Source organism: Paraburkholderia jirisanensis, assembly GCF_054782355.1.
In genome coordinates this window covers 205,138-231,574 of record NZ_BAAGSQ010000025.1, presented here as the reverse complement: position 1 = coordinate 231,574, position 26,437 = coordinate 205,138, and the positions used below count along the sequence as shown (strand labels likewise).

Genomic DNA, 26,437 nt, shown 5'->3' with positions numbered 1-26,437 from the left:
GGCGGCGCTGCTTCGATGACTCAGGTTTTTTTTAGCGGTAGCGGGATCACGCGTTTGACCTGCGTGGTGCCGGTAGGCTCAGGTGGCAGGTAACCCCAATCGGGCTCGGCACCCGGTGCAGCGCCGGCGCCGCTGTCGTGATTGCGATGCTTGTGCGCGGCGCTGCCAGGCGGTTGCCGGTCTTGCGACGCGCCGGTTGCAGCAGACGAATCATCGGTTGTATGGGTTGCGGATTCGCGTGTTTCGTTCGTTTGCCGATGCTGCGGCTGATGTGCGGGCTCATGCGGAGGCTGGTGTCGTTGCCGATGCAACAATACCGCGCCCGCGACGCGGTCGACATGCGCGAGCGTCACCGCATCCGCAGCTTCGAATGCAGCCAGCGCACGCGCTGCGCGCAGCATCACCAGATCGGCGCGCAGGCCGTCGACCTGCGCGGCGATACACAGTGCGCTGACGTGCTCGTGCACCGCGTCGTCGAAATGCAGCGCCGGCAGCATCGCGCGTGCGGCCCGGATGCGCTCCACGCAGCCCTGCTGTTGCGCCGCATACTGTGCGCGAAAGGCCTGCGGGTCCGCATCGAATGCAAGGCGCGCCTTGACGATGCGCTGCCGCACTTGCGGTTCATAGCAGTTTTCCAGCGCCACCATTAAACCGAAGCGGTCGGTCAGTTGCGGGCGCAACTCGCCCTCTTCCGGGTTCATCGTACCGATCAGCACGAAGTTTGCCGCGTGGCTGTGCGAAACGCCGTCGCGCTCGACCGTGTTCACGCCGCTTGCGGCCGCGTCGAGCAGCGCATCGACCAGCGCGTCGGGCAACAGGTTCACTTCGTCCACATACAGCACGCCGCGATGCGCGGCGGCAAGCAACCCCGGCGCAAAGCGCACCGTGCTATCGCGCAGCGCGGTTTGCAGATCGAGCGTGCCGGCAAGGCGCTCTTCGCTCGCATTGAGCGGCAGCGTGACGAACTGCCCTTCGGGCAGCAACTCGGCCAGCGCGCGCGCCGCCGTCGATTTTGCGGTGCCGCGCGGGCCGCTGACCAGCACTCCGCCGATGCCGGGGTCTACCGCGGCGAGCAGCAGCGCCTGCTGCAGCGCGCTCTGGCCAAGCAAGGCCGTGAACGGAAAGACCGCAGCGCGGCTAACGGAGCTTGCGTCAATGGGGCTGGCGTTCATCAGCGCATTCCTTCGATATGCTGTTCGCTGGCAAGCAGATGCTGCTCGATCTGCTCACGGTAAGCGCCGGGCGACTGCCACAGCCCGCGCTGCATCGCTTCGACAAGGCGCGCGCAGATTGCGTGCAGTGCGTGCGGGTTGTGCGTCTGCAAAAACGCGCGGGTATCCGCGTCGTTCAGATACGCATCGGCCACCAGCGCATATTGATGATCGGCCACCACGCGCGCCGTCGCATCGTAGCCGTACAGATAGTCGACGGTTGCGGCAATTTCCGCCGCGCCTTTGTAACCATGACGCTTCACGCCGTCGAGCCACTTCGGATTCACCACGCGCGAGCGCACCACGCGCGCGATTTCTTCTGCGAGCGGCCGCACGCGCGGCGCGTCCGGATTGCTGTGGTCGGCGTGATACAGCTGCGGCTGTGCGCCGGAAAAATGCCGGACTGCCGCAGCCATGCCGCCCTGAAACTGGTAGTAATCGTTCGAGTCGAGCAGATCGTGCTCGCGGTTGTCCTGGTTTTGCAGCACCACGTCGAGCGTCGCGAGGCGCGTGCCGAACGCGTGGCGCGCTTCTTCGCCGTTGCTTTTCTGCGTGTACGCGAAGCCGCCCGACGCGAGGTAGGCGTTGGCCAGATCCGCATCGGTCTGCCATTGGCGGGTGTCGATCATTTCCTGCAGGCCGGCGCCGTAGCTGCCGGGCCGTGCGCTGAACACACGCCAGCCGGCGCGCCGGCGTGCCTCGGCTGGATCGACGCCGCGCGCGATCCATGTGTCCCGTTCACGCAGCACGCGTGAGCGGATCGGGTTCAGATGTTCGGGCTCGTCGTCGAGCTCGGCGACGGCTTGCACGGCCGCATCGAACAGATGCATCACGTTCGGAAAGGCATCGCGAAAGAAGCCCGATACGCGCAGCGTCACGTCGATGCGCGGCCGATCGAAGGCGGCGATCGGCATGATCTCGAAGTCGGTGACGCGGTGGCTGCCAGGCGCCCATTTCGGACGCACGCCAAGCAGCGCGAGCGCTTGCGCGATATCGTCGCCGCCGGTGCGCATCGTTGCGGTGCCCCATACCGACAGGCCGATCGCACGCGGGTAGTCGCCATGCTCCTGCAGATGCCGCTCGATCAGCTGCTGGGCGGACTTCACGCCGAGCGCCCACGCGGCTTGCGTCGGGATCGCGCGGGTGTCGACCGAATAGAAGTTGCGGCCGGTCGGCAGCACGTCGGGACGGCCGCGCGACGGCGAACCGCTCGGCCCCGGCGGCACGAAGCGGCCCGCGAGGCCGCGACTTAATTGCAGCATTTCCTGCGGGCCGCAGGCGTCGAGGCGCGGCAGGATCTCGTCGCGCATGCGCTGCAGCACGAGTTCGGCGTGCGGCAGTGTGCCGGCCGGGGGCAGTGTGAAATGCGCCGTGCGGTTGCCGGTAGACTGTGCGAGGTGGTCTTCTATGCGCGTGGGTTCGCCGTCGATACGTTCTATGCGTTCTATGCGTTCTATGCGATCGTCGCTGCTTCGCTGATCCGCAGCAGCTGCGCCGCGGTCTTCGGGCTTCTGAAGGTTATCGTCACCACATACGCCTTCTAGTAACGCCAGCGCCAGCAGCTCGAGGCGCTCGCGCGTATCGCCTTGATGGCGCCACGGTACATCGCTCACCTGCTGTAACAGTGCGGGCCGCTCCCCATGCCACGGCGCCGACCAATCGGCCTGCAACGGCTCGAATAGATGATCGACGCGCAGATCGCGCGCCAGCGCGTCGATCAGCCCTGCCCGGCTGCGCTGGCCATCGCCGACCGGATAGCGCGCCAGCGCAAGCAGCGTATCGCGGCGCTGCACGCCGCGCGGCGACGCGCCGAACGTGTGCAGGCCGTCGCGGATCTGCGCTTCCTTCAGCTCGCACAGCCATGCATCGACCCGCGTCAGCAGTTCGTCTTCCGCATCCTGGCCGCTCGGCTCGGCCATGCTCAGCTCTTCGTGCAACCGGTGCTCGGTGATGGTCGCGAGAATCGTGCGCCGCAGCAGCTTCGCGCGGCGCGGATCGACCATCAGCGCCTCGTAGTATTCGTCGACCTGACGCTCGAGGTCTTGCAGCGGCCCGTAGTTTTCGGCGCGCGTGAGTGGCGGCATCAGGTGATCGATGATCACCGCCTGGGCACGGCGTTTTGCCTGGCTGCCCTCGCCCGGATCGTTGACGATGAACGGATACAGATGCGGCAGCGGCCCGAGAATCGCATCGGGCCAGCACGCGTCGCTCAACGCGACGCTCTTGCCCGGCAGCCATTCGAGATTGCCGTGCTTGCCGACATGTACCACCGCGTCGATGCCGAACTGCTCGCGCAGCCAGAAGTAGAACGCGAGATACGCATGCGGCGGTACCAGTTCGGCGTCGTGGTAGCTCGCGTAGTCGTTTGTATCGCGCGAGCGCGACGGCTGGATGCCGACGAAGATATTGCCGCAGCGCCAGCCCGCGATCATAAAACGGCCGCGCCGCAGTGTCGGGTCCTGTTCAGGCGGACCCCAGCGCGCATTCAGCGCGTCGCGCGCGGCGGCAGGCAGGCGCGCGAAGTGCGTGCGATAGTCGTCGAGTGCGAGGCTTTGCAGCGCGGGCCGCAGATCGCGCACCGTTGGGTCGTTGGTCACGCCCTCCGTGAGTTGCGCGAGCAGTGCGTCGCCGTCGGCTGGCAGTTGCGCGGCGACACGATACCCGGCGTCGCGCAGCATGCGCAGGATGCCGACCACCGATGCCGGCGTATCGAGCCCGACACCGTTGCCGATGCGCCCTTCGCTGACCGGATAATTGGCGAGGATCAACGCGACTTTCTTGTCGGCGTTGTCAAGCATGCGCAGGCGACACCAGCGCCGGCTCAGTTCCGCGACGAACGCGATGCGTTCGATATCCGGCTGATAGCGCACCACGTCTACTTCGGTGTGCGCGCAACGGTAGGCCAGGCCCTTGAAGCTGATCGCACGCGTGATGATGCGGCCGTCGACCTCGGGCAGCGCGACGTGCATCGCGATGTCGCGCGCGTTCAGGCCGTGATTGTCCTTCAGCCAGTCGGCGCGGTTGCCGCCGCTCAGAATCACCTGCAGCACCGGCGCATCGCCGGCGATCGCGAGCGGCTCCGGATCGTCGATTGCCGTCGCGGCGAAGGCTGTCGTGTTCAACACCAGCGCGGCATGATGTTGCGCGCACAACTGCTCGACGACCTCGCGGCTCAGCGTGTCTTTCAGCGACGTGATCGCAAGCGGCAGCGGATTGATCCCGCGCGCCTCGAGCGCCTCGATCAGCGCGTCGAACACTGCCGTATTGGCTGCCTGCAGATGCGCCTTGTAAAACAGGATCGCCGCCACCGGCGCATTGGCGCGCCAACGCGCCTGCCATTGTTCGATGGTCGGCGTATCGTGCGCCGGGTGGTACAGCGCGGCGGCAGGCAACGGCACCGGCGGCGCCGGCTCGCGGCCCCAACCCAACCCGCGCCACGCGATGCAGCGCAGAAAGCTATCCGCATTCTGCTGGCCGCCTTCGCGCAGATAGCGCCACAGTTGCTCGCACAACTGTGCATCCGCGGTGCTGCGGGCGGTGAGGTTCGGGTCTTGCTGCAGGTCGCCGGAAAACATCGCGAGGATCTGTTGCTTGCGTTCGGCAAGCGCGACGACCTGTTCGATGCCGTATGGCCAATACGCCTCGCCGCCCAGATGATCGACCACGACGATGCGCGCGTGCTGCAGCACGTCTTCGACGTAGAAGTCTACCGAGGCCGGCTGGCGCAGATAGGTGACGTTGGCGAGCCGCACGCTCGGGAAACCTGCCGGCAGGCGCGGCACGACGCTCGCGAGCAGCGATAGCGTCGTGTCCGCCGAACTGAGCACGACGATGTCGGCCGGACGCTGATCGATGCGGATCACGCCTTGCGTGTCGTCGACGAAACCGCCCGGTGTGGTGCGCAGTAGATGCATGACGGCGCTGCGCTATGCCTGCTGTGCGGGTTGCGCCGGCTGCGCGAGCGCGGCGTCGAGCGCGCGCTGCAGCACCGGCTGCTCGAGGTCCGCGCCGATCATCACGAAGCGGCTCAGCGTCGCTTCGCCCGGCTGCCAGCGGCGGTCGAAGTAACTGTCGAAGCGACGCCCGACGCCTTGCACAACCAGACGCATCGGCGCGTTCGGCAGTGCGGCGAAGCCCTTTACGCGGTAGATCGTGTGCTGCTCGACGACGCTTTGCAGCGCCGCGATCAGCGCGTCGCGCGAACTCGCGCGCGCCTCGACCACCACCGAATCGAACTCGTCGTGATGGTGATCGGCATCGTCGGCGGAACCGTGGTGATCGTGCCGCAGATGAATCGTTTCCTCGGACGCCGATTCGAGCCCGAGCAGCGCGTGCAGATCGAGTTGCCCGTTGTGCGCTCGCACGACCTTGACCTGCGGCGGAATCTCTTCGCGAATCGTCATTTCGACCGCGTTTTGCTGCGCATCGTCGAGCAGATCGATCTTGTTGAGAATCACCAGGTCGGCCGAGCACAGCTGGTCTTCGAACAGCTCGTGCAGCGGCGATTCGTGATCGAGATTCGGATCGGCCTTGCGCAATTCATCGACTGCGGCAGGGTCTTCGGCGAACTGGCCGGCCGCGACGGCAGGCCCGTCGACCACCGTCACCACCGCATCGACCGTGAAACTGCTCTTGATCGAAGGCCAGTTGAACGCTTGCACGAGCGGCTTGGGCAGCGCGAGGCCGGAGGTTTCGATCAGCACGTGATCGATCGTGTCGCGCCGCTCGACCAGTTGTTCCATCACCGGAAAGAACTCTTCCTGCACGGTGCAGCACAGGCAGCCGTTGGCCAGCTCGAACAGCTGGCCTTCGATTTCGCGGCCTTCTTCATCGCAGCCGATGCCGCAGCCCTTGAAGATTTCGCCGTCGATGCCGAGTTCGCCGAACTCGTTGACGATCACCGCCACCCGCAGGCCGCCGGCATGTTGAAGAATATGGCGCAACAAAGTGGTTTTGCCGCTGCCGAGAAAGCCCGTGACGATCGTCACCGGGATTTTGCGCATCTGGGTTTGCATGGGTGAGGTGAAATGCAAGAAGTGGTGGACGGAACGCCGCGCCCCGCGGCGTCAAGCCTGCTCTTCTGGCCGGTATCCGGGCTGGCGAGAGCGCCGCTTCACCTTCCCACGCAAGTAGACGATTTCTCGCGCAGTGGTTGTCTGGCGGCGCGGCCTTGCGCACCGCCAGCGAAGCCGGCTCTGCATCGCGACTGACGCGATGCGCTCGCCTTCCGTTGCGGGGGCAGCACAGGTTGACCCGGTCGCCGCGCGGCGGCGGACGGGGCCCGCTGTTTCCCGTTTAACTGCGCACGCCAGAACGCGCTCGCGAGCACCAGAAGTGCGTGCGAGTGTAGGCCCGGCAGTGCTGTGCGTCAAGAAAGGCGCCTGCAAGCTGCGCCGCACGGCAAGCGGTTACGAAAACTGCGCGGCGAGCTTCGCCAGATAGTCTTCGATCGGCACCGACGAACGCAGCGCGACCAGATCCTTCGACATCTGCCCGACCAGCGTGCGGAACTGCTTGTTGGCGCCCGTTGCGAGCGCGTAGATCTCGTCGACGATCAATTGCGGATCGTCGCGCAGGTTCGGGTCGCTCGACGCGAACAGCGCCTGCACCTTGTCGACGATGCGGTCGTAATCGTTGATGGTCGGATCGGTGCTGAACGTCATGTTGGACGCGAAGCTGTTGTCCTTGAAGCCGCCGGACTCGACGAGGTGCAGATCGATCGAAAGCGGCGCGAGCTCGTAGTACAGGCCCTCGATCAAGCCCTCCAGCGCGAACTTCGACATGTTGTAGAGCGAGCCGGTGGGCACCGCCGTCGTCACGCCCATGAACGAACTGATGTTGATGATCTTGCCGCGCTTTTGTGCACGCATGTGCGGCAGGAACGCGCGGATCACGTTGATCGGGCCGCGCACGTTGACGGCGAATTGCCAGTCGATGGTTTCCTCGCTCGCGAATTCGAGCGGGCCGTATGCGCCGACACCCGCGTTGTTGACCACTACATCGATGCCGCCGAATACCTCGATCGCCTCGTGCGCCGCGCGGCGTGCTTGCGATGCGTCGGTCACGTCGAGTTCGATCACATGAATACGGTCGTGCTGCGCCAGTTCATTGCCACGTGCGGTATCGCGCATCGTCGCGGCGACGTTCCAGCCTTGTTCGGCAAAGTAAAGCGCTGCGCGCTTGCCGAGGCCGCTGCTTGTGCCGGTGATGAAGACGGTGTGCGCCATGAAGGCTCTCCAGATGGGTAAAGCGGCTAGCCGCGGGTTGAGGGTGTTCTTCGTTGTTATGGACTTTACAGTCAATATAAGAAGAAAAAATATCCCACGTGATCAACATAGTGGGCGTGTGGCGATGCCGTCTATAAACATCCTAAACATCATTAAATATGCAAGAATATTCGCTTTATCCGGCTTCGAATCCAGCACATCTTCAGCAGACAGCATGTCGCCTTGCCGTGCGGATCATGGCTCCAGAAATGGATCGAACTGTCAATAAACGATCTGAATGAGCCTTTATCGTTATCGCGACGGCACGCATGGACGTTTGTGTGCGCCGGGCCGGCCACGCGCCCGCCTGTGCTATCGTATGCGCGCGTCCGGTGCCGCCCTGCGTTTTCACGCGCACAGGTGGTTAAACGGGAAACAGGAAAGCGCGGCCTGACGCAGATCGCCGCCAAACCTGTGCTGTCCCCGCAACGGTAAGCGGCCCGCAGATCCCACTCTGCACAGGCGTTTCAAAGCCACTGCCCGGCAACGCGGGTGGGAAGGCGAAACGCCTGCGGCCGTCAGCCCGGATACCGGCCAGACGCAAGGGGGCGAACGTCACGCTCGCCGATCGCCGGTTCCGCGGGGGACGGACACGGGCGCCCACGCGCGGTGCGCCTTCTTCTATCGCCATCGCGCACGCTATGTGACATCGCATGAGGCTTTTTCAGCTGCTTCATTTCATGGCCGCACGCGCAGAGCGCACGCCGGCCTGTCGTTACGCTCGCGGCGGCAGCCGATGAAACGGCTCGTGCTCGGCATCGGCTGCAGGAGCGGCGCGTCGTTCGAACAGATCGACGCAGCCGTGCGCGACGCGCTCGGCGCGCATTCGATCGACGAAGTTCTGACCGTCGCCACACTCGATTCCAAAGCTCAAGAACCCGGCTTGCTTGCGTTCTGCGCGCGGCATGCGCTAGCGCTGCAGGCCTTTTCGCGCGCGCAGATTGCTGGCGCGCCTGCAGGGCCGACACCTTCAGAGACCGTGCGTGCCCATGCCGGCGTCGGCGGCGTATGCGAGCCATGCGCGCTGCTCGCCGCGCCCGCCGGCCAGCTGATTACACCCAAACGCGTGCGCGACGGCGTGACCGTCGCGATCGCAAGCTTCGATACGGGTGCGCACGCAAGCCACGCCGCGCACGTCTCGAATCCCTCCATCGCACAGGACCCACCATGAAAACCGATCCCGAAGCCCACCTGCGCATGACACAGCGCCGCCGCGAAGGCCACGAGAAGAAACAGGCCGAGGCCACCGTCGAAAAGGGTTTGCTGATCGTCAATACGGGCACCGGCAAGGGCAAGACCACGGCTGCATTCGGCATGGCCGTACGCGTGCTCGGCCATGGCATGAAACTCGGCGTCGTGCAGTTCATCAAGGGCGCGCTGCACACGGCCGAACGCGATTTCCTCGGCGCGCTGCCGAACTGCGAGTTCATTACGATGGGCGACGGCTATACGTGGAACACGCAGAACCGCGACGCCGACGTCGCAACCGCCCGCAAAGGCTGGGACGAAGCGCGCCGGATGATCGAAAGCGGCGACTATCAGATGGTGATTCTCGACGAGCTGAACACGGTGCTGAAGTACGAATACCTGCCGCTCGACGAAGTGCTCGGCGTGCTCAACGCGCGGCCGGCGATGCTGCACGTCGTCGTGACCGGCCGCCATGCGCCCGAAGCGCTGGTCGAGGCCGCCGATCTCGTCACCGAAATGCGCATCGTCAAGCATCCGTACCGCGAGCAGCATGTGAAGGCGCAGCGCGGCGTGGAGTTCTGATCGATGACCGCGTGTCCGGCGCTGTTCATCAGCGCGCCCGCTTCCGGCCAGGGCAAGACGACCATCACCGCAGGGCTCGCGCGCCTGCATCGGCGCGCGGGCCGGCGCGTGCGTGTGTTCAAGACCGGGCCGGACTTTCTCGACCCGATGATTCTCGCGCGCGCCAGTGGCGCGCCGGTCGAATCGCTCGACCTGTGGATGGTCGGCGCGAACCGATGCCGCGAACTGCTCGCGCAAGCCGCTGCGCAGGCCGATCTGATCCTGATCGAAGGCGTAATGGGGCTGTACGACGGTACGCCGAGCAGCGCGGACCTTGCCGCCGCGTTCGGCGTGCCGGTGGTTGCGGTCATTTCAGCGAAGGCGATGGCGCAGACCTTCGGCGCCATCGCCTTCGGCCTCGCGCACTATCGCACCGACGTGCCGCTCTTCGGCGTGTTCGCCAATCGCGTCGGCTCGGAACGGCATGCGCAGATGCTCGAAGCCGCGCTGCCGGATGGTCTGCAGTGGATGGGCTCGATTGCCAGCAGTGCGGCAATCGAACTGCCTGACCGGCATCTCGGTCTCGTTCAGGCGGCGGAGATCGAAGATCTGGAGCGGCGTCTTGAACTCGCGGCCGATGCCGTTGCGCAAACGCCGCTTGCGCAACTGCCGCCGGCGGTGTCGTTCGCCAATCCGTCGGCAAGCGATCCGGATGCGCCGTCGCTGCCGCATCTGCTTGATGGCACGCATATCGCCGTGGCGCGCGACGCGGCGTTTTCGTTCATCTATCCCGCCAACCTCGCCCTGCTCGAACAGTTGGGTGCGCGCGTCAGTTTTTTTTCTCCGCTCGCCGACGAGCCGCTGCCGGATACCGCCACCGCGCTGTATCTGCCAGGCGGCTACCCGGAGCTGCACGCGGCCACGCTTGCGAGGCAAGCCACCACGGCGAACTCGGTGCGCGCGCATGTCGCGGCGAACCGACCCGTGTTCGCCGAATGCGGCGGCATGCTGTATCTGCTCGAAAGCCTCACCGACACCCACGATGCGACCACCGCGATGCTCGGCCTGCTGCCGGGTCACGCACGCATGCAAAGCCGGCTCGCGGCGCTCGGTATGCAGCAGCTCGACGGCCCGCACGGTACGATGACGGGCCACACGTTCCACTATTCGCACGTGAGCACGCCGCTTGCGCCGGTATCGCACGCCACGCGGCCACAATCGGCTACGCCTGGCGAAGCGGTGTTTCGCGCCGGCCCGATCGTCGCGACCTATATGCACAGCTACTGGCCCTCCAACCCCGCCTTCACAGCAGCACTCTTTCATGGCAACGCGTTTTAACGATGCCGATCGCGCGGCGGTCTACCGCGCTATTTACGAACGCCGCGACATGCGCCACTTCGTGCGCGGCCCGGTCGACCCGGTCGTGCTGCAACGTCTGCTCGATGCCGCGCATCACGCGCCGAGCGTCGGCTATATGCAGCCATGGCGCATCGCGCGCATTACCGATCCCGCACTACGGCAGGCGCTGCACGCATCGGTCGAACGCGAGCGGCTCAACACCGCCGACGCGCTCGGCAAGCGGCGCGACGAATTCATGAAACTGAAAGTGGAAGGCATGCTCGAGTGCGGCGAGCTGCTGGTGATCGCGCTGATGGACGGGCGCGAAGCACATGTCTTCGGGCGCCGCACGCTGCCGGAAATGGATCTGGCCTCGGTGTCGTGCGCGATCCAGAACATGTGGCTGGCGGCACGCGCGGAAGGCATCGGCGTGGGCTGGGTATCGCTGTTCGATCCCGCCGAAGTGCGCGCGCTGCTGCACATGCCCGAAGGCGCGCGGCCGGTGGCGATTCTCTGCGTCGGGCAGATCGACGAGTATTACCCGGAGCCGATGCTCGAGACGCAACAGTGGGCCACGCGCGTGCCGCTCGCTACCTGCGTGTTCGAAAACGCGTGGCAGGATAGTGGCGGCACGGATCAGGCATAGCGCCTCGCGTACTTCGTTATGCGCGGGGTTATGCGCTTCGGGTTATTCGTTCTCTTCGAAATAGTAGTGGCCGAATTTGGCCTGTTTGGTGCGGATATACCGCTCGTTTTCCTCGCGCATCGGAATCGCCAGCGCGACGCGTTCGCACACCGGAATGCCGTGTTTGGTCAGCGTGTCGAACTTGTTCGGGTTGTTGCTCATCAGCCGCACCGACGTGACCTTCAGCATGCGCAGAATGCCGGCAGCCGAATCGTATTCGCGCGCATCTTCGGGCAAGCCCAGATCGAGGTTCGCCTCGACCGTATCGCGCCCCTGCTCCTGCAACGCATACGCGCGAATCTTGTTCGACAGGCCGATGCCGCGCCCTTCGTGTCCGCGCAGATACAACAGCACGCCGCAGCCCTCTGCCGCGATATAGCGCAGCGCCAGATCGAGCTGCTCGCCGCAATCGCAGCGAAACGAGCCCAGCACGTCGCCGGTCAGGCATTCGGAGTGCAGCCGGGTCAGCACGGACTCTTTGCCGGCAACGTCGCCCATCACGAGCGCGACGTGTTCCGCATCGCCGTCGACGACGCGAAAGACATACGAAGTAAAGGTGCCGTAGCGGGTAGGAAGCGTGGCTTGGGCATCGAGCACGACGCATTCGCCGTTACGTGTGCTGTCGGCTGGCGACGGGTTGTGAGACGTGAGCATGGCGTTGAACGAATGGCAGACATGAACCCGTATACGACCGGGGATGAAGTTGGAACTGGAGTTTACCGCTAAACGCCGAACGCCATCTGCCACGCATCACACCTGTGACGCGAATTGCAGACCTAAACGACCGTCGGCGGCCCTACGCGCGCCGCCGCACGCGCGCGCATCGCGGCACGCGCAAGCTGCGCCTATACTGGATTGGCCAGTCCCTGAACAACAGCGCGCCGCAGTGGCGTGCTGCATTGCGAAAACGGAGCCGCTCCATGACTAGCGTTGCCCAGGTACTCAAGTCGAAACCGGACCTGACGGTCTTTACGATCGAAGCATCGGATTCGGTCTACGACGCAATCAAACTGATGGCGGAAAAACAGATCGGAGCACTGCTTGTCATGGATGGCAGTACGATCGCCGGCATCGTCACCGAACGCGACTATGCGCGCAAGATCGTGTTGATGGACCGCTCGTCGAAGTCGACCGCGGTCAGCGAGATCATGAGCCGCGCGGTGCGCTTCGTGCGCCCCGACCAGACCACCGCCGACTGCATGGCCTTGATGACCGAACGCCGCATGCGCCATCTGCCGGTGCTCGAAAACGGCAAGCTGGTCGGCATGGTTTCGATTGGCGACCTTGTGAAGAACATCATCGCCGAGCAGCAGTTCACGATCCAGCAACTGGAGCAATACATCACCGGCGCGAGCTAGCCGGCTGGCACGAACCTGGCACCGCAACGCCACCTCAAGCTGCTTCGCATGCGCACTGCAGGCAATCCGTAAAGCCTGCCGGCGAAACGAAGATACGCGAAAAAGGCAAAAAAAAGCCCAATCCGCATGGTTTGGGCGAAGCCACCATAAATGGCGGCGGAGGTTCTTGAGTTCCGTACGCAAACCGGCCCGCGTGTTGATGAAACGACGCGGGCCGGTTCGTATTGCAGCCGGGTCATGCGCAGATCAAATCCGATCCGCAGTATGCATGTTCCGGGTTATGTGTGCAGCGAAACGCGCATCGACTGTCTGATGCGCGTTGTGAAGCTAGCTTTGTGCTGCAGGCTTAGTGGCCGAAGTAGACCGAGCCGGGTTGGTTGTTCAGTTGCGTCGGAGCACCTGCTTGCGACGAACCGCTGGTCGCTGCGCCGTAGCCCGTATCGGCTGCTGCCGCCGGCTTTGCTGCCTGGGCTTGCGCAACTGCCTGTGCCTGTTGTGCTTCGACGCGGCGTTCAGCAGCTTGCAGGTCTTGCGGATAATTCGTGTCGTTGGCGGTTGCCGGGTTGTAGCCGGCCTTTTCCAGCTGGATCAGTTGTGCGCGGACTTCTGCGCGGGTCAACCCTTGGCTCGACTGCGCGAAAGAAACGACAGGAGCGGCCAGCACAGTAGCGAGAACGACGGCTTTGATCAGGGATTTCATGACAACTACCTCCAGAATTTTGTTTTTGCCTTGCCTCCCGCACCGTGCGAGAAGTCAGTAACGACAGTTTAGTCGCGCTGTCACCAAGGGAAAACCCCTATTCGGGAGATTATTAATTGCGATTCCGGCAAAAATGGATCGGGATTCAATACGAAATCGAACTGAAAGCTAGGCTCCGGGTACCACATCGGCTCCGGCCGCGGACACCAGCAGCTTGCGCGGACCGCTGACAAACGGACTGCCCGGGACATAGAAGCGCAGCAACTGATGCATCTCGCGCGACAGGCCGATACGCTTGGTCGCTGCCACCGGCACGTCGTCGGCACCTTCCCGGCGGCCAAACCAGAGCCCGCTCCCGGTACACAGATCGATGCCGTCGAATGCCGCGTCGATGCCGTACGCAAGCGTCAGACGCCCGGGCCCGCGCGCAAGGTCCAGCAGCTTGACGCCCGGCCGGCGCGCCTGCATCAGATCGAGCCCTTCCAGCGGCTCCACAGCACGCACCAGCACCCCGGCACCGACCTCTTCCGCTTCGCTCGATACGTTCAGCATGTAGGACAACCCATAGGTGAGCCGCACATACGCATGACCGCGCGCGAGGAACATCGAGCCGTTGTACGCGCGCCGTCCGAGAAACGCGTGGCTGGTCGAATCGCCGAGCGGGTACGCCTCCATTTCGACGATCAGCCCGCTGATTCTCCCCTCCGGCAGATCGTGCACCAGACACTTGCCGACCAGATAGCGGGCAAGCTCCACCGTATCGACCGGCAAGTCGTCGCGCGTAAGCGGAGTAATCCGCGGAACAATCCGTTGTGCCAAAACCTCATTCACCTTTCTTATGCGGTCGCTGTGGAACCAATTGCGGTATCTTTACACTCCGACAAACAACCGCATGGCGCCCGTAACAAAGCCGGTTTGGGCACCACTTCGGGTTTGTACCGTAGACCGCAACACCGTTCCAAGCGTTTTCATCCCAGAAGTAAAGAGAAGTTGGCAGTGCAGGGGTCCCTTTGCGGGGCCAACATCGCAAAGCATGACAACAGGAGAAAGTGAATGAAGGCGATCCAGGCAATCAAGGCGGTAGGCGGTGCACTCATCGTGCTCGCGTCGATCAACGCATTCGCGCAAGCCAGCGCTACGGATGCTGCAAGCGATCTGTCGTCGCAGCAAAGCGCGAAGCAGCAGTATAAGGCAGTGAAGAAGGCCGACCGCCTGCAGGCACGCAAGGTACGCGCCGCTCTCGCGAAAGCGAAGGGCATCAGCGCCGCCAACATCCTCGTGCGTTCGCGCGATGGCAACGTGACCCTCGAAGGCTCGGTGCCGGAGCAGCCGCAAGTCGACAACGCGACCACGGTTGCGCAAGGCGTACCCGGCGTGAAGTCGGTCAAGAACGCGCTGACGATTCGCCCGGTCGGTCAGTAAGCAGGGCTGCATTACACCGCTCTTCGTCAATGAAGAGCGGTGTCCGCTGCGGCCGCAAGCCGCAGCACTTCCCGCCTCACTCGTACTGTTTCCGTTTGGCCTGACGCTGCCGCCTCGTTCAGCTCTCGAACGCCCGCCGCATTTCCCGCGCAATCACGATCTGCTGGATCTGCGTGGTGCCCTCGTAAATGCGAAACAGCCGCACGTCGCGGTAGAAGCGCTCGATCCCGGATTCGCTCATATAGCCTGCGCCGCCGAAAATCTGCACGGCGCGATCGGCAACCCGTCCGCACATCTCCGTGGCGAACATCTTTGCGCATGACGCTTCGCTCGTCACGCGTTCGCCGGTATCGCGGCGCCGCGCGGCATCGACGATCATGCAGCGCGCGGCGTAGACGTCAGCACGGCTATCCGCGAGCATCGCCTGAATCAGTTCGAACTCGACGATCGGCCGGCCGAACTGTTTGCGCCCGATCGCGTAGCGCAGCGCATCGGCGAGCATGCGCTCGGCCGCGCCGGTCGCGACCGCGGCGATATGCAGGCGCCCTTTGTCGAGCACTTTCATCGCGGTCTTGAAGCCAATGCCTTCCTGCTCGCCGATCAGGTTGGCAGCCGGCACGCGGCAGTCGTCGAAGATCACGTCGCAGGTATGCGCGCCGCGCTGGCCCATCTTGCGATCGATTTTGCCGAGCGACAGCCCCGGGGTGCCCGCCTCGACCACGAACGCGGAGATCGCGCCGGCGCCCTGCGCCGCCGGATCGGTGCGCGCCATCACGGTAAACAGGCCCGCCTCGGGCGCGTTGGTGATGAAGCGCTTGGTGCCGTTCAGCACGTAGTAGCTACCGTCGCGCACCGCGCGGGTGCGCAGCGACGCCGCATCGGAACCCGCCTCCGGCTCGGTCAGACAGAACGCGCCGATCAATTCGCCGGATGCGAGCCGCGGCAGATACTTCTGCTTCTGCGCCAGCGTGCCGTCGATCACGAGGCCCGTCGAACCGATGCCGTTGTTACTGCCGATCGCCGAGCGGAACGCCGGCGAAGTTTTGCCGAGTTCGAACGCCGCGAGCACCTCCTCCTCCATCGTCAGCCCGAGACCGCCGTATTCTTCCGGAAGACATAGGCCGAACAGCCCGAGATCCTTCATCTCCTGCAGCAGCGGCGCTGGAATCTGGTCGTTCTGCTCGACGATTTCCTCATTCGGCACAAGCCGTTCACGGACGAAGCGTGTAATGCTGTCGAGCAGCAGGTTCAAGGTTTCCTGATGTCTGATCACGGCGGTCGAAGCTCCCACAATATGGCATTATCTGCGCTAAAATCTCTTTATATTTTAACGGATTAGCCTTCGTTCTTGATCTAAAAGATTAACTGCACCGGAAGGCTTCGCAACGCGCGTTGCCGAACGCCCGAACCATACGAAAGGAATAAACCGAATGGCCACTTCGTCGACTGTGCAGCCCCGCTGGACCCTCTTTACGCCGATCGTCGCATGGATCGTCCTCGGCGCGGCGTTCGCGCTGCCCGGCAACACCGTGCTGCTTACGCTGGTCGGCATAGCGCTCGCCGGCGCGGTGTTCGCCGGCGTGCATCACGCGGAAGTGGTCGCACATCGCGTCGGCGAACCGTTCGGCACCCTGGTGCTGGCAGTCGCCGTGACCGTGATCGAGGTTGCGCTGATCGTCTCCGTGATGCTGTCGAGCGGGCCGGAGAAGGCCGGGCTTGCGCGCGATACGGTGTTCGCCGCGGTGATGCTGGTGTGCAACGGCATCGTCGGCATCTGCCTGCTGGTGGGCGGGCTGCGCCATCGCGAGCAGGATTTCCAGACGCGCGGCGCGAGTGCGTCGCTCGCCGTGCTGGCGTCGCTGTCGGTGCTGACGCTGGTGATGCCGAACTACACGCATAGCAGCCCCGGGCCCGCGCTGGCGCCGTCGCAGCTGGCATTTGCGGGGGTTTCGTCGCTGGTGCTGTACGGCGTGTTCGTGTTTGTGCAAACGGTGCGCCATCGCGATTACTTTCTGACCAACGCACGCGATGAAAACGCGCACGCCGAACCGCCGAGCGTCGCGGTGGCGCTGTTGAGCTGCGTGCTGCTGGTGGTGTCGCTGGTGGCGGTGGTGCTGCTGGCCAAGCTGCTGTCGCCGGCGGTGGAGCGCGCGGTGCTCGAAGCGGGTGCACCGCCCGCCTCGGTCGGCATCGTGATCGCCGCACTGGTGCTGCTGCCCGAAGCGGTCGCCGCGGTCCGTGCGGCGCGCGCCGACCGGCTGCAGACCAGCCTGAACCTCGCGCTCGGCTCCGCGCTCGCGAGCATCGGCTTGACGATCCCGACAGTGGCAGTCGTGTTTCTGTGGAACGGCCAGTCGCTGCTGCTGGGTATCGACGGCAAGGACACGGTGATGCTTATCCTGACGCTGCTGGTCGGTACGCTGACGTTGAGCACCGGCCGCACGACAATCCTGCAAGGCGCGGTGCATCTGTCGCTGCTGGCTGCGTATCTGTTTTTGTCGGTCGTGCCTTGAGGTGGTGTTGCTGGATAGTTCGCGCTGGCAAAAGCCGCTCAGGCTTATCGCTCCAGCGCGTTGCTCAAGCGCACCAGCCAAATCGACAGCCGAGCGGACCGCCACGCCCGCCCGCTCTGCCGCTCCTGCTCAAGCCGCGCTAGCCCAGCGCCCCGCGAGCCACGCGCTAAACAGCTCCACTTTCTGCTGATGCGCGACGCTGTCCGGATACACGAGGTAGTAGCGCGCGCCGGTCGTCAGCACGGCATCGAACGGCCGCACGAGGCGTTGCGCGGCGACATCCTCGCTGGTCAGCTCGACGTCGCTGATCGCCACCCCGAAGCCTTGCAGAGCGGCATTCGTCGCGAGATCGAGCGTCTCGAAGGTCGGGCCGCGCGCCGCATCGACGTCGCGCGGCGCATCGACAGATTCGAGCCACGCACCCCAGTCGCGGTGATCGCGGGTCGGGTGCAGCAGCGTGTGGCGCGCCAGATCGGCTACCTTGTGCAGCGGCTTGTCCTGCAGCAGTTGCGGCGCGCAGACCGGCGTCAGGCACTCGTCGAACAGCGGCAGCGACTGCATGCCCGGGCCCGGTGATCTCGCGTAGACAATCGCCGCATCGAACGGCTCGAGCTGGAAATCGACGTCGTGCTGCCACGTGGTGGTGATCTGCACGTGCAGATCCGGGTACTCGGCCTGGAACTGCATGATTTTCGGCAGCATCCAGCGCATCACGCAGGTTGGCACCTTCAACGCGAGATCCGTACGCTGGCGCGTCAGGCGCAGCGAAATCTCCTCGATGCGCGTGAAGCTTTCGTTGACCGCCGGCAGCAGTTGCTCGCCTTCGGTGGTCAACGTAAGGCCCTTCGCGTGCCGCTTGAATAGCGGGAACTGGAAGTAGTCCTCCAGCAGCAGGATCTGCCGGCTGACGGCGCCTTGTGTCAGACACAGGTGCTGCGCTGCGCGCGTGAAGCTGCGATGGCGCGCGACGGTCTCGAAGATATGCAGCGCGTTCAGCGGGGGAAGTCGTCGCATGGCGTGAAGCGGGGGGTATCAGAAAAACGCATTGTGCGCGCGCTTGCACAGGCGCGCTGGGCCTGGTCGGGAAGCTTGCAGCATACGCGCCACCGCGACGCGGCACGATCTAATCGCGTGTGATGCGCCATGCGCATCGGTTATGACAGTTGCACGAGTTGGGTGATGCGCGCGGCCGGCGGGCGTGCACCGTAACGGCGCGCGCAGGTCGCACTGCGCACCAACCTCGACGCTCTGCGCACGCTGCCGCCCGACGCCGCGACACGGGCGATGAAGATGAGCGGGCGTGGCCCCACCACCCAGCATGGCAAAGAACTTGCACATCCAGCCGTCTTCGCACTGACCGTATCCTCGAACCCGTCACCCATGACCTACACCTTCGACTTCAGCAGCTTCGGCGCCTACGCCGGATTGCTAGCACGCGGCGCGGCCGTCACGCTCGGGCTGACCGCGCTGTCGACCCTGCTCGGCGCGGCGCTCGGCGTCGCCGGCGCGTGTGCGAGCATCGCCGGACCACGCGCGGTACGCGTGCCGATTGCCGCGTACGTCGAACTGATCCGCAACACGCCATTCGTCGTGCAGCTGTTTTTTGTGTTCTTCGGCCTGCCGAGCCTCGGCGTGCACATCGACGAAATCCAGGCGGCAGTACTGGCGATGACCGTCAATCTGGGCGCGTACGCGACCGAAATCATCCGCGCCGGCATCGACTCGGTGCCGCGCGGGCAAGTGCTGGCGGCACACGCGCTGGGCCTGCAGCAACGCCAGATCTTCCGTCACGTGGTGTTGCCGCAGGCGCTCGCGAACGTGTTTCCGGCGCTGGTCGGTCAGGTGCTGATCGTGATGCTCGGCTCCGCGGTGGTATCGCAGATCTCGGTGCCCGATCTGACGTACGCGGCAAGCTACATCCAGTCGCGCAATTTCCGCTCGTTCGAAAGCTACCTGATCATCACCGCGGCTTACCTCGTGCTGTCGATCCTGTTACGCCGCCTGATGAACCGGCTGGGCGCACGCCTGTTCGCCGGCCGCGCGCCGCGCAACGACGGCAGCGCGGGCGCCGGCTGGCGCGCCCGCCTTGCGTGGCGCAGCGGCACGCGCGCGCTGCCGACGGAGCCGACCCGATGATCGAATTCACGCTCTGGGACATTGCGCGCAACCTGCTGCTCGCGGCGCGCTGGACGATCCTGCTGTCGCTGATCGCCTTTGTCGGCGGCGGCCTGCTCGGCTTCGTGCTGCTGGCGCTGCGCGTCGCGCCGCTGCCGTGGCTACGGCGCGCGGTCGTGCTGTACGTCGAGCTGTTTCAGGGCACGCCGCTGCTGATGCAGCTGTTCCTGACGTTCTTCGGCTTGCCGCTGATCGGCCTCGACGTGTCGCCGTGGTTCGCCGCAGCGCTCACGCTGACGCTCTATACGAGCGCCTATCTGGTGGACATCTGGCGCGGCTGCGTCGAGGCTGTGCCGCGCGGCCAGTGGGCGGCCGGCGCGAGCCTCGGCATGACGTTCAGCCAGCAGCTGCGCTACATCGTATGGCCGCAGGCGCGCAAGATCGCGGTCGCGCCGACGGTCGGCTTTCTGGTGCAGGTCGTCAAAAGCACCGCGCTGACGTCGATCATCGGTTTCACCGAGCTGACCAAGACCGGCACGATGATCACCAACGCCGCGTTCCGGCCGTTTCCGGTGTATGGAATGGTCGCGCTGTTGTACTTCGCGATGTGTTTTCCGCTGACGTGGTACGCGCGCCTGCTGGAGCGGCGGCACAAGGCCGCGCAGCAGCGCTAGCGCGGTTCGCGCGCGCGTCACTGCAAGCGCGCGCCGGCCGCCGGGCTTTCGTCGGCCCACTCGAAACGAGGTTCGGCACCGCTACCAACGGCTCGCAGCTTCAGCCTGCTGAAGCTGCGAGCCGGCGCCCACGTCCCGCGCGCGCAAGCCCATTAGTAGTTCGTGTTCAGATACGGCGAACTGAGCGGCGTGGGCGGGAACGACGTAGTCGCGAAGCTGTTCTGCTTGGTGAACGCATAGCGCACGTAAACGCCGGCGACGAACTCGCGATACTCATACGCATTGCCGAACGAAGCCGACGCGCCGACCGTCAACTGCGGCGCGAGCTGATACTCGCCGGAAGCATCGAGCGCATACGACACGCCGGTCTTGCTCTGCGACGGATACACAGCACCGGCGTCCGGCGCGAGACCCGCGCTGGCAGCAGCCTGCTGCTCCCCGGCGTTGGTTGGATAGTACGGCGAGCTGTCCTGGCGGTAATGCTGCACGCCGATCGAGCCGCCGAAGTTATACGCGAAGTGCCCGTTGCGTCCGATCCAGCGCACCGGCAAATTCAGGATCACGTACTGCTGCGGGCTGAAATAACCGCCCTGTCCCAGCGTGAAAAACGACAGGTTGTTCGTGTAGTGCATCAACGTCGTATTGACACCTGCCGTGAAGCTCTGATCCTCGTCCTTGTACAGCCGCGTGTAGACGCCGCCGCCGCCCTTGCCCGCGGTATTGCTCTTCACGTTGTGGCCGTCCAGGTACTGGAACTCGCCGTTCAGGTAGACGCCACTGGTGCCGTTGTCCCACGCGAGGTCGCCGCGCAACCCATTCGACGTGACGCCGCCCCAGTCCTGATTGGTCGCATCGTCGTGCGTACCCGCATACGACAGCAAGCTGTCGGTCACCGCGCGCCGCGATGCGGTGACCTTGTACGACACCTGCTGCGTCAGACCGCCCTGATACTGCACGCCGCCGACAAAGTTCTGCTCGCGAAACCCGAACGGCGTGGTACCGACGTCGGCCTTCAGGCCACGATATTCATAACCGACTCCAAGGCCGACGCCCGCCGCATGCTGCGAGCTCGACGGCGTGCTGTTCTTCTGCAACGCGCCGGAGCCGAAACGCGCGAGCGTATTCGGCGACGCGTCGGAGGTGCCGGCATCGAGCAGCACCGGCGTAGCGGTCACCACCACATGGCCATCGCCGGCGCGAATGCGGCCTTCGATCGGCGCTTCGATGTCGGTCAGATCGGACAGACCGTCTTCGCCGCTGCGGTTGCGGAACTGCACGCCACCGGCGAGTGTGCTGGTCTGCTCGCGGTTGATCTCGGCGAGTTCTTCCTCGACGGTGAGCGTTTGCGACACCGGCGCGGCAGGCTGCGCCGCACCGGCCTGCGGATAAGGCGCGTAGGGATTTTGCGCCTGCATGCGCGGCGCCGGCGGCTGCGGCGTATAGGGCACGAGGCCGTAGCCCTGGTTGGTGTAGTTCTGCGGCAGCGGCTGCGCATATTGCTGCGGGTACGGCTGCTGCGGATATTGCTGCGGCGGATACGGCTGTTGCGGATAAGCCGCCTGCGCATACACGGGCTGGCGGTTGCTGCGCTGCGCCTGCGTAGCACGTGCGCTGCGGGTGGCCGCAGTGTTCTGCGTGGCCCGCGCCGGTGCGCGGCGCGTCGCTGAGGTGCTCGCGGCCGGCGGGTTGCCGCGCGGCAATTGCGCGGCCTGGCTTGCCTGCGCGGCTTGCGGCGACATCGGCCATGGCGTGCTGACATAGCCGTTGTCTGCCGGCGCCGGCGCATATCCTGACTGGCCGTAACCGGCGGGCGGCTGGGCGTACGCGGGTTGTTGCGCGTAGGCCGGCTGTTGGGCATAGGCCGGTTGGCCATACGCCTGCTGCTGTGCGTAGGCCGACTGTTGTTGCGCGTAAGCCGGTTGCTGCGGATACGCGGATTGTGGCGCGTACGCGGGCGCTTGCGGATTGGCAGCCTGCTGCGGATACGCGGCCGGCTGCTGATACACGGGCGCTTGAGCGGCCTGCGGCGCATAAGCCGGTGGCTGCTGCGGATAGCCAGGCTGCGCCGCATAGCCGGACGGCTGCGTATACGCTGTATCGGCCGGCTGCTGATAGCCGCCCTGCGACGGATACGCCTGCCCCGGCGCCAGCGGACCACCCGCTTGCGACGCGCCGTACGGGTCCGGCCCGTAGCCGCTTGTATCTTGCGCCGCATAGGGCGCACCGCCGCCCGCCTGCATCGATCCGTACTGATCCGGCCCATAGCCGCCGGCATCCGCTTGCACCTGCCCGGCAGATCCGCCATTCGGCGCCACCCACTGCGCCGGCACGGCCGCAGCGCCGCCGCTTTGCGTCGAACCATACCGATCCGGCCCGTAGCCGCCGGTGTCCTGCGCCGCTTCACGCGCATCGCCTGGCGCGCCCGGCAACGCCGGTGCGAGCGAATTCATCTGCATGGCAGCCCCGGGCGCGACGTACGGGGCCACGTACGGGGCCGTGCGCGGGACCGGCTGTGGCGGCGGTAGATAAGCTGGCATGGCGGGCATCGGGTACGGTTGGGACTGACTGGCGTTGACAGGCACGCCGCGCGCCGCATCGAAGCCCGGCGTGGCAGTGCCCGCGTCGCCAACCACCTGGTTGGCGAACGGATTGGTGCCCGGCGGCGGAATCGGGCCGGACGGTCGTAGCGGCACATTCCAGCCGCTCCGCCCGCCCGCGCCGCCGCCGGACGGCGCACCGCTCGACGCAAGCAGCGAGCGCCGCAGATACTCCGCGGCAAGCGAATTGCGGCCCTGCGCACGATACATCCTGCCCGCGGTCGCCAGCACATCCGGATTGTTCGGCGCGACCTTCAGCGCCTGCTTCAGCGTCTGCTCCGCAAAACTGAAGTCGCGCGCGGTGGTCGCGGCGCCGATCGCGCCGGTCATCAACGCGACATCCGACGGGTTCTGCTGCAACGCGAGCCGATAGGTCGCCAGTGCGTCCGAGTTGTCGTTCGCCGCCACATACAGGCGCGCCAGCGCGGCCAGCAGGTCCGCATTGTCGGGCCGCGCGGCCAGCCACGGTCCGAGCACGTCGTAGGCGCTCGCCAGATCGTTCGACTGACGCAGCGCATCGGTGCGCCGTACCACGATAGCGACGTTGATCCGTTCGAAATCGCTGCGCTGTTGCGGCGTCAACGGCATCGACGCGAGGCGGCGCATCGTCTCGCCAAGTTCGGCGTCCTGTCCGGCGCCAAGCAGGATGCCCGCGTTGGTGAGCAGCAGGCTCGGGTCGTTCGGCGCGCGCGCCACCGCGCTGCGCACGATCATCAGCGCGCGCGGGATGTCGCCGGTGTTCACATAAGCCGATGCGATCACGCCGATCAGCTCCGGGTCCTGCCCCGCCACCGGCTCGGCCGCCAGCAGCAGCGCGCGTCCTTGCGCGGCGCGGCCGGAGCGCGCCAGCGCGGTGGCCGCGTCGGCCTGCTGATGCACCCACAGCCGGTGCTGCAACACCGTCATCGGCAGCGTGCGCTTGTCGACCGGAATGCGTTCGAGCTGGCCCAGGCCGTAACTCCAGTCCTGCGTGTCGGCGGCCAGCAGCGCGCTCGCGTACAGCGCATCGGGCATGTCCGGATGCAGCGCGACGAGGCCATCCATGATGCTCTTCGCGTTCGCATACGCGCCCTGCTTCGCATAGATACGCGCGAGATCCAGACGCATCCACGGATCGTCGGGATTGTTCTGCAGCGCGTCCTCGAACAGGCTGCGCGCGCTGCCGAGGTCGCCGCGCGCTTCGGCCGCGCGCGCCTGCGCGGCTTGCGCCGCGCCGCGCAGCTTGTCGGCACCGCCAACCTTCGCGCGCTGCTCGTCGCTGAGCTGGCTCGCGAAGCTCAGCGCTTCGTCGCCGCGTCCTTGAGCCGCGAGCGCGCCGACCAGGCCGCGGATCGCATCGGGGTTGTCCGCCTGGCGGCGCAGCGCCATCCGGAACGCCGCCTCGGCGCCACCCGGATCGCCGTTCTGCAGCAGCAGGTCGCCAAGCGCGGCCTGTGCAGTCACGTCGCCCGGGCTCACGGTGATCGCGCGTTCGAACGACGCACGCGCCTTCGCATAATTGCCGTTGCTCTGCTCGCCGAGCCCCTCGCTGGTGTACATCCAGTAGGTCGCGCTATTCAGCGCTTCGCGCCAGCGCGCCGCGCCGCCTGCCTGCGACGCGCGCTGCAGATAGTCGTGTGCGTCCTTGAACTGCTCCTGCTTCAGATAAGCGACGCCCATGCCGCCGAGCGCATCGGCGTCGTTCGGCGAATTCGCGAGCACCGACGAAAAACGCGCCTTCGCGGTTACGAGATCGCCGCGATCGAGCGCGGCAAAACCCTCGGCCACCGTGCGGCCGCGCAGATCGGATGCGGCGCCCTGCTGCGCGCGCTCGCTGGCGCGCCGGTCCTGATCGTCGATCGCGTCGAAGCGCGCCTTGACCGGTGCGTCGTCGGGCACGGCCGTCAGATAAGCCTGAAACAGCGGCGCATCGGACGCGCGCACGCCGAGCCACAGCAGCGCCTGACGCCAGCTCGCCTTCGCCTGCGCGCCGACCGTCGAATCGCGCGACAGCTGCGCAAGCCGGTCGATACCATCGCGCCGGTTCGCCTCGTGGTAAGTCAGATGCTGCGCGTACGCGAGCGCGAAATGCGGATCGTCCGGATGCTCGCGCGCCAGCTGTTCGAGACCGCGCCGCGCTTCTTCCCAACCCTGCGGTGTGCCGCCGAGCGTCTGGTAGTACTCCATCGCCAGTTGCGGATCGGTCGGCTTCGCGCCGAGCGCCTGCCGATAGGTCTGCACTGCCGATGCCGCCTGCCCGCTTTGCGCCAGTCGCCGCGCGTCGTTGACGGCCTGGTCGGACGGGCTCGATTCGCCGAGCCGGCGCGCCAGTTCGGGCAGCGACGGATAGTTCGGCGCGGCGGCGCGCAGACGCGCCAGGTACTGCTGCGCGCCGCTGCCGTCCTTGCGGTCGGCCAGCACGATGCCCATGCCGTACAGCGCGTCCGGCTGCTGCGCATCGATCCGCAGCACCTTCTGCCACGCCTGTTCGGCAAGGTCGCCGCGCTTGTGCGATTGCCAGTACTTGCCCTGGTCGATCAGCACGTTGAGCGGATCGTTCGCCTGCGCGAGTGCCGGCGCGGATGCCGCCGCGCCGAACGCGAGCAAGGCTCCGATTACGAGCGCGCGTGGGCGGTTTGGCATGCTTTCTCCCAATGCGGCGCGAGACGGCCGGTGTCGTCGAAATGGTAACGGCCGTCGGCTGAGCCGGTGCCGAAGAGCATCAGGACCACGTCGTAATAGACCGGCGCTGCGCTGCCGCCGGGCGTGCTGGCTGCCGCCGCGGCCGCGGCGCCGAGCGCGGCCAGATGGGTTTGTGCGAGATTGGCCGCGCGCGCATCGTCGAGTGCGCGGAAGTACGGCAGCAGCGCGCCCCAGAAGCCGAGCGGCGCTTCGCCCTGCGCGATGCCGCTGGTGGTCGCGACGCGCTCGGGCGGAATGCCGGTTTGCGCGATCCGTTCGCGCATGCCGCCAAGCGCCGCGAGCCACGGTTTGGCGAGCGGATCGGCGGGCGCGGCGAGCCCCGCCCACAGATAGACGCGAATCGCATCGTAGCTGCCGACGTCGCCGGATTTCGGATCTACGATAAAGCGGCCGTCGCGCCATGCAGCCCAGTCGGGTGCGAAGCCGAGCGGCGCGGTGGTCTTGATCAGCGTGTACGCGTTCGCCGCGATGCTCGCCCATGGGCCGGACGGGGCCTCGGTGGCGAGTGCGCGCAGCACCGGCAACGGCAGATAGCTCGGATTCAGGCGCGTCGTGCCGCCGCTCTGAAAACCTTGCGGTCCGGGCAGCAGCATCGGGCCGAGGCCAGCGAGCGTGGTCACTTCCTGCTTCTGGATCTGCGTGGCAAGCGCCCAGGCGAGCTTCGTATAGGACGGCTCGTGCCACAGCCGGCCCGCCTGAAACAGGTCGTAGGCGATCCACAAGTCGGAGTCGGAGGCCGAATTCGGATCGAGCACGCCGTACGATCCGTCCGGCTTGCGGCCCCACTGCCAGGCGGGCAGCTTCACGTCATTGGCGTCGAAACGGCCGGCCGACAGGTTCGCGCGGGTCCAGCCCAACAGCTTGTCGAAGGTCGCGCGGTCGTTGGCGACGAGCGCGAAGAACATGCCGTACGACTGCCCTTCGGAGGTGGTCTGCTGGTTCGGCGTCGAGAAGTCGACCACGCGGCCGTCAGGCTGCACGAAGCGCGCGACGAACTGACGGTACGCGCTCCAGTCATCGCAGGTGCCGGGTTGCGCGGCGTGCGCGGTGCGCGGCGCGAGGCCGAACGTGGCGGTCAGCGCGAAGGCAAGCGCGGCCGATACCGCGGCATGGGACGTGATCCGCAT

General features: G+C 65.8%; 20 protein-coding genes and 2 riboswitches. Of the genes, 9 read left to right on the top strand and 11 right to left on the bottom strand.

The annotated features are described in order from the left end of the window. Nucleotides 1–20: 20 nt before the first annotated feature. The 4 genes from ACYVNQ_RS12955 to ACYVNQ_RS12940 all read right to left on the bottom strand — a co-directional run bounded on the left by ACYVNQ_RS12955 (nt 21) and on the right by ACYVNQ_RS12940 (nt 7,438). A complete protein-coding gene (locus ACYVNQ_RS12955; protein WP_460902896.1) occupies nt 21–1,172 on the bottom strand; it encodes an ATP-binding protein in 1,152 nt (383 codons plus the stop codon). Continuing rightward, nucleotides 1,172–5,125, bottom strand: coding sequence for a cobaltochelatase subunit CobN (gene cobN / locus ACYVNQ_RS12950; RefSeq protein WP_460902895.1), 3,954 nt, complete (start codon nt 5,123–5,125; stop codon nt 1,172–1,174). The genes ACYVNQ_RS12955 and cobN overlap by 1 nt, the downstream gene beginning before the upstream one ends. A 12-nt stretch (nt 5,126–5,137) precedes the next feature. Continuing rightward, entirely contained in the window at nt 5,138–6,226 is a 1,089-nt protein-coding gene (gene cobW / locus ACYVNQ_RS12945; protein ID WP_460902894.1) for a cobalamin biosynthesis protein CobW, read from the bottom strand. A gap of 50 nt (nt 6,227–6,276) precedes the next feature. Beyond that, nucleotides 6,277–6,559, bottom strand: a riboswitch (cobalamin riboswitch). Between the two features lie 60 nt (nt 6,560–6,619). Continuing rightward, complete coding sequence (locus ACYVNQ_RS12940) at nt 6,620–7,438, bottom strand: SDR family oxidoreductase (protein WP_460902893.1); 819 nt, start codon at nt 7,436–7,438, stop codon at nt 6,620–6,622. Between the two features lie 352 nt (nt 7,439–7,790). Continuing rightward, nucleotides 7,791–8,030, top strand: a riboswitch (cobalamin riboswitch). 183 nt (nt 8,031–8,213) lie between these two features. Here ACYVNQ_RS12940 and ACYVNQ_RS12935 point away from each other — a divergent pair. Genes ACYVNQ_RS12935 through bluB form a run of 4 tightly spaced genes read left to right on the top strand, consistent with a single transcriptional unit; the run spans nt 8,214 to nt 11,210 of the window. After that, nucleotides 8,214–8,648, top strand: a complete 435-nt coding sequence (locus tag ACYVNQ_RS12935) for a cobalamin biosynthesis protein (RefSeq protein ID WP_460902892.1) — start codon at nt 8,214–8,216, stop codon at nt 8,646–8,648. Further along, nucleotides 8,645–9,247 (top strand): cob(I)yrinic acid a,c-diamide adenosyltransferase, encoded by a 603-nt coding sequence (cobO, locus tag ACYVNQ_RS12930; protein WP_460902891.1) that lies wholly within the window; start codon nt 8,645–8,647, stop codon nt 9,245–9,247. The genes ACYVNQ_RS12935 and cobO overlap by 4 nt, the downstream gene beginning before the upstream one ends. A gap of 3 nt (nt 9,248–9,250) precedes the next feature. Continuing rightward, nucleotides 9,251–10,564: a cobyrinate a,c-diamide synthase gene (locus ACYVNQ_RS12925; RefSeq protein WP_460902890.1), complete on the top strand. Its 1,314-nt coding sequence runs from the start codon at nt 9,251–9,253 to the stop codon at nt 10,562–10,564. Beyond that, on the top strand, nt 10,548–11,210 hold the full coding sequence (gene bluB / locus ACYVNQ_RS12920; protein ID WP_460902889.1) for a 5,6-dimethylbenzimidazole synthase: 663 nt from the start codon (nt 10,548–10,550) through the stop codon (nt 11,208–11,210). The genes ACYVNQ_RS12925 and bluB overlap by 17 nt, the downstream gene beginning before the upstream one ends. Nucleotides 11,211–11,252: 42 nt before the next feature. Here the strand turns inward: bluB and ribA are convergent, their stop codons facing one another. Next, on the bottom strand, nt 11,253–11,903 hold the full coding sequence (gene ribA, locus ACYVNQ_RS12915) for a GTP cyclohydrolase II (protein ID WP_460902888.1): 651 nt from the start codon (nt 11,901–11,903) through the stop codon (nt 11,253–11,255). Nucleotides 11,904–12,169: 266 nt separating this feature from the next. Between ribA and ACYVNQ_RS12910 the strand changes: the two genes are divergently transcribed. Further along, nucleotides 12,170–12,607 (top strand): CBS domain-containing protein, encoded by a 438-nt coding sequence (locus ACYVNQ_RS12910; protein ID WP_460902887.1) that lies wholly within the window; start codon nt 12,170–12,172, stop codon nt 12,605–12,607. A gap of 346 nt (nt 12,608–12,953) precedes the next feature. On the opposite strand, the gene ACYVNQ_RS12905 is transcribed toward ACYVNQ_RS12910, so the two are convergent. Further along, nucleotides 12,954–13,307, bottom strand: a complete 354-nt coding sequence (locus ACYVNQ_RS12905) for a DUF4148 domain-containing protein (RefSeq protein WP_460902886.1) — start codon at nt 13,305–13,307, stop codon at nt 12,954–12,956. Nucleotides 13,308–13,475: 168 nt separating this feature from the next. Beyond that, the gene (locus ACYVNQ_RS12900; RefSeq protein WP_460902885.1) at nt 13,476–14,126 is read right to left on the bottom strand and encodes a DNA-3-methyladenine glycosylase; all 651 of its coding nucleotides are present in this window, start codon (nt 14,124–14,126) and stop codon (nt 13,476–13,478) included. Between the two features lie 234 nt (nt 14,127–14,360). Here ACYVNQ_RS12900 and ACYVNQ_RS12895 point away from each other — a divergent pair, with 234 nt between their 5' ends. Next, complete coding sequence (locus tag ACYVNQ_RS12895) at nt 14,361–14,729, top strand: BON domain-containing protein (protein WP_460902884.1); 369 nt, start codon at nt 14,361–14,363, stop codon at nt 14,727–14,729. 118 nt (nt 14,730–14,847) lie between these two features. Here ACYVNQ_RS12895 and ACYVNQ_RS12890 read toward each other — a convergent pair whose 3' ends face one another. Next, nucleotides 14,848–16,002, bottom strand: a complete 1,155-nt coding sequence (locus tag ACYVNQ_RS12890; RefSeq protein WP_460902883.1) for an acyl-CoA dehydrogenase family protein — start codon at nt 16,000–16,002, stop codon at nt 14,848–14,850. Between the two features lie 157 nt (nt 16,003–16,159). Between ACYVNQ_RS12890 and ACYVNQ_RS12885 the strand changes: the two genes are divergently transcribed. Continuing rightward, nucleotides 16,160–17,242, top strand: a complete 1,083-nt coding sequence (locus tag ACYVNQ_RS12885; protein ID WP_460902882.1) for a calcium:cation antiporter — start codon at nt 16,160–16,162, stop codon at nt 17,240–17,242. Nucleotides 17,243–17,371: 129 nt separating this feature from the next. On the opposite strand, the gene ACYVNQ_RS12880 is transcribed toward ACYVNQ_RS12885, so the two are convergent. Then, a complete protein-coding gene (locus tag ACYVNQ_RS12880; RefSeq protein ID WP_460902881.1) occupies nt 17,372–18,256 on the bottom strand; it encodes a LysR substrate-binding domain-containing protein in 885 nt (294 codons plus the stop codon). Nucleotides 18,257–18,622: 366 nt separating this feature from the next. On the opposite strand from ACYVNQ_RS12880, the gene ACYVNQ_RS12875 reads away from it, so the two are divergent. Together ACYVNQ_RS12875 and ACYVNQ_RS12870 are read left to right on the top strand one after the other, a co-directional pair. Beyond that, the gene (locus tag ACYVNQ_RS12875; RefSeq protein ID WP_460902880.1) at nt 18,623–19,378 is read left to right on the top strand and encodes an amino acid ABC transporter permease; all 756 of its coding nucleotides are present in this window, start codon (nt 18,623–18,625) and stop codon (nt 19,376–19,378) included. Beyond that, the gene (locus ACYVNQ_RS12870; protein WP_460902879.1) at nt 19,375–20,031 is read left to right on the top strand and encodes an amino acid ABC transporter permease; all 657 of its coding nucleotides are present in this window, start codon (nt 19,375–19,377) and stop codon (nt 20,029–20,031) included. Before ACYVNQ_RS12875 ends, ACYVNQ_RS12870 begins: the two co-directional genes overlap by 4 nt. Before the next feature lie 152 nt (nt 20,032–20,183). On the opposite strand, the gene ACYVNQ_RS12865 is transcribed toward ACYVNQ_RS12870, so the two are convergent. Both ACYVNQ_RS12865 and bcsZ read right to left on the bottom strand, forming a co-directional pair. Beyond that, on the bottom strand, nt 20,184–25,250 hold the full coding sequence (locus tag ACYVNQ_RS12865; RefSeq protein WP_460902878.1) for a cellulose synthase subunit BcsC-related outer membrane protein: 5,067 nt from the start codon (nt 25,248–25,250) through the stop codon (nt 20,184–20,186). Next, nucleotides 25,223–26,437: a cellulose synthase complex periplasmic endoglucanase BcsZ gene (gene bcsZ / locus ACYVNQ_RS12860; RefSeq protein WP_460902877.1), complete on the bottom strand. Its 1,215-nt coding sequence runs from the start codon at nt 26,435–26,437 to the stop codon at nt 25,223–25,225. Before bcsZ ends, ACYVNQ_RS12865 begins: the two co-directional genes overlap by 28 nt.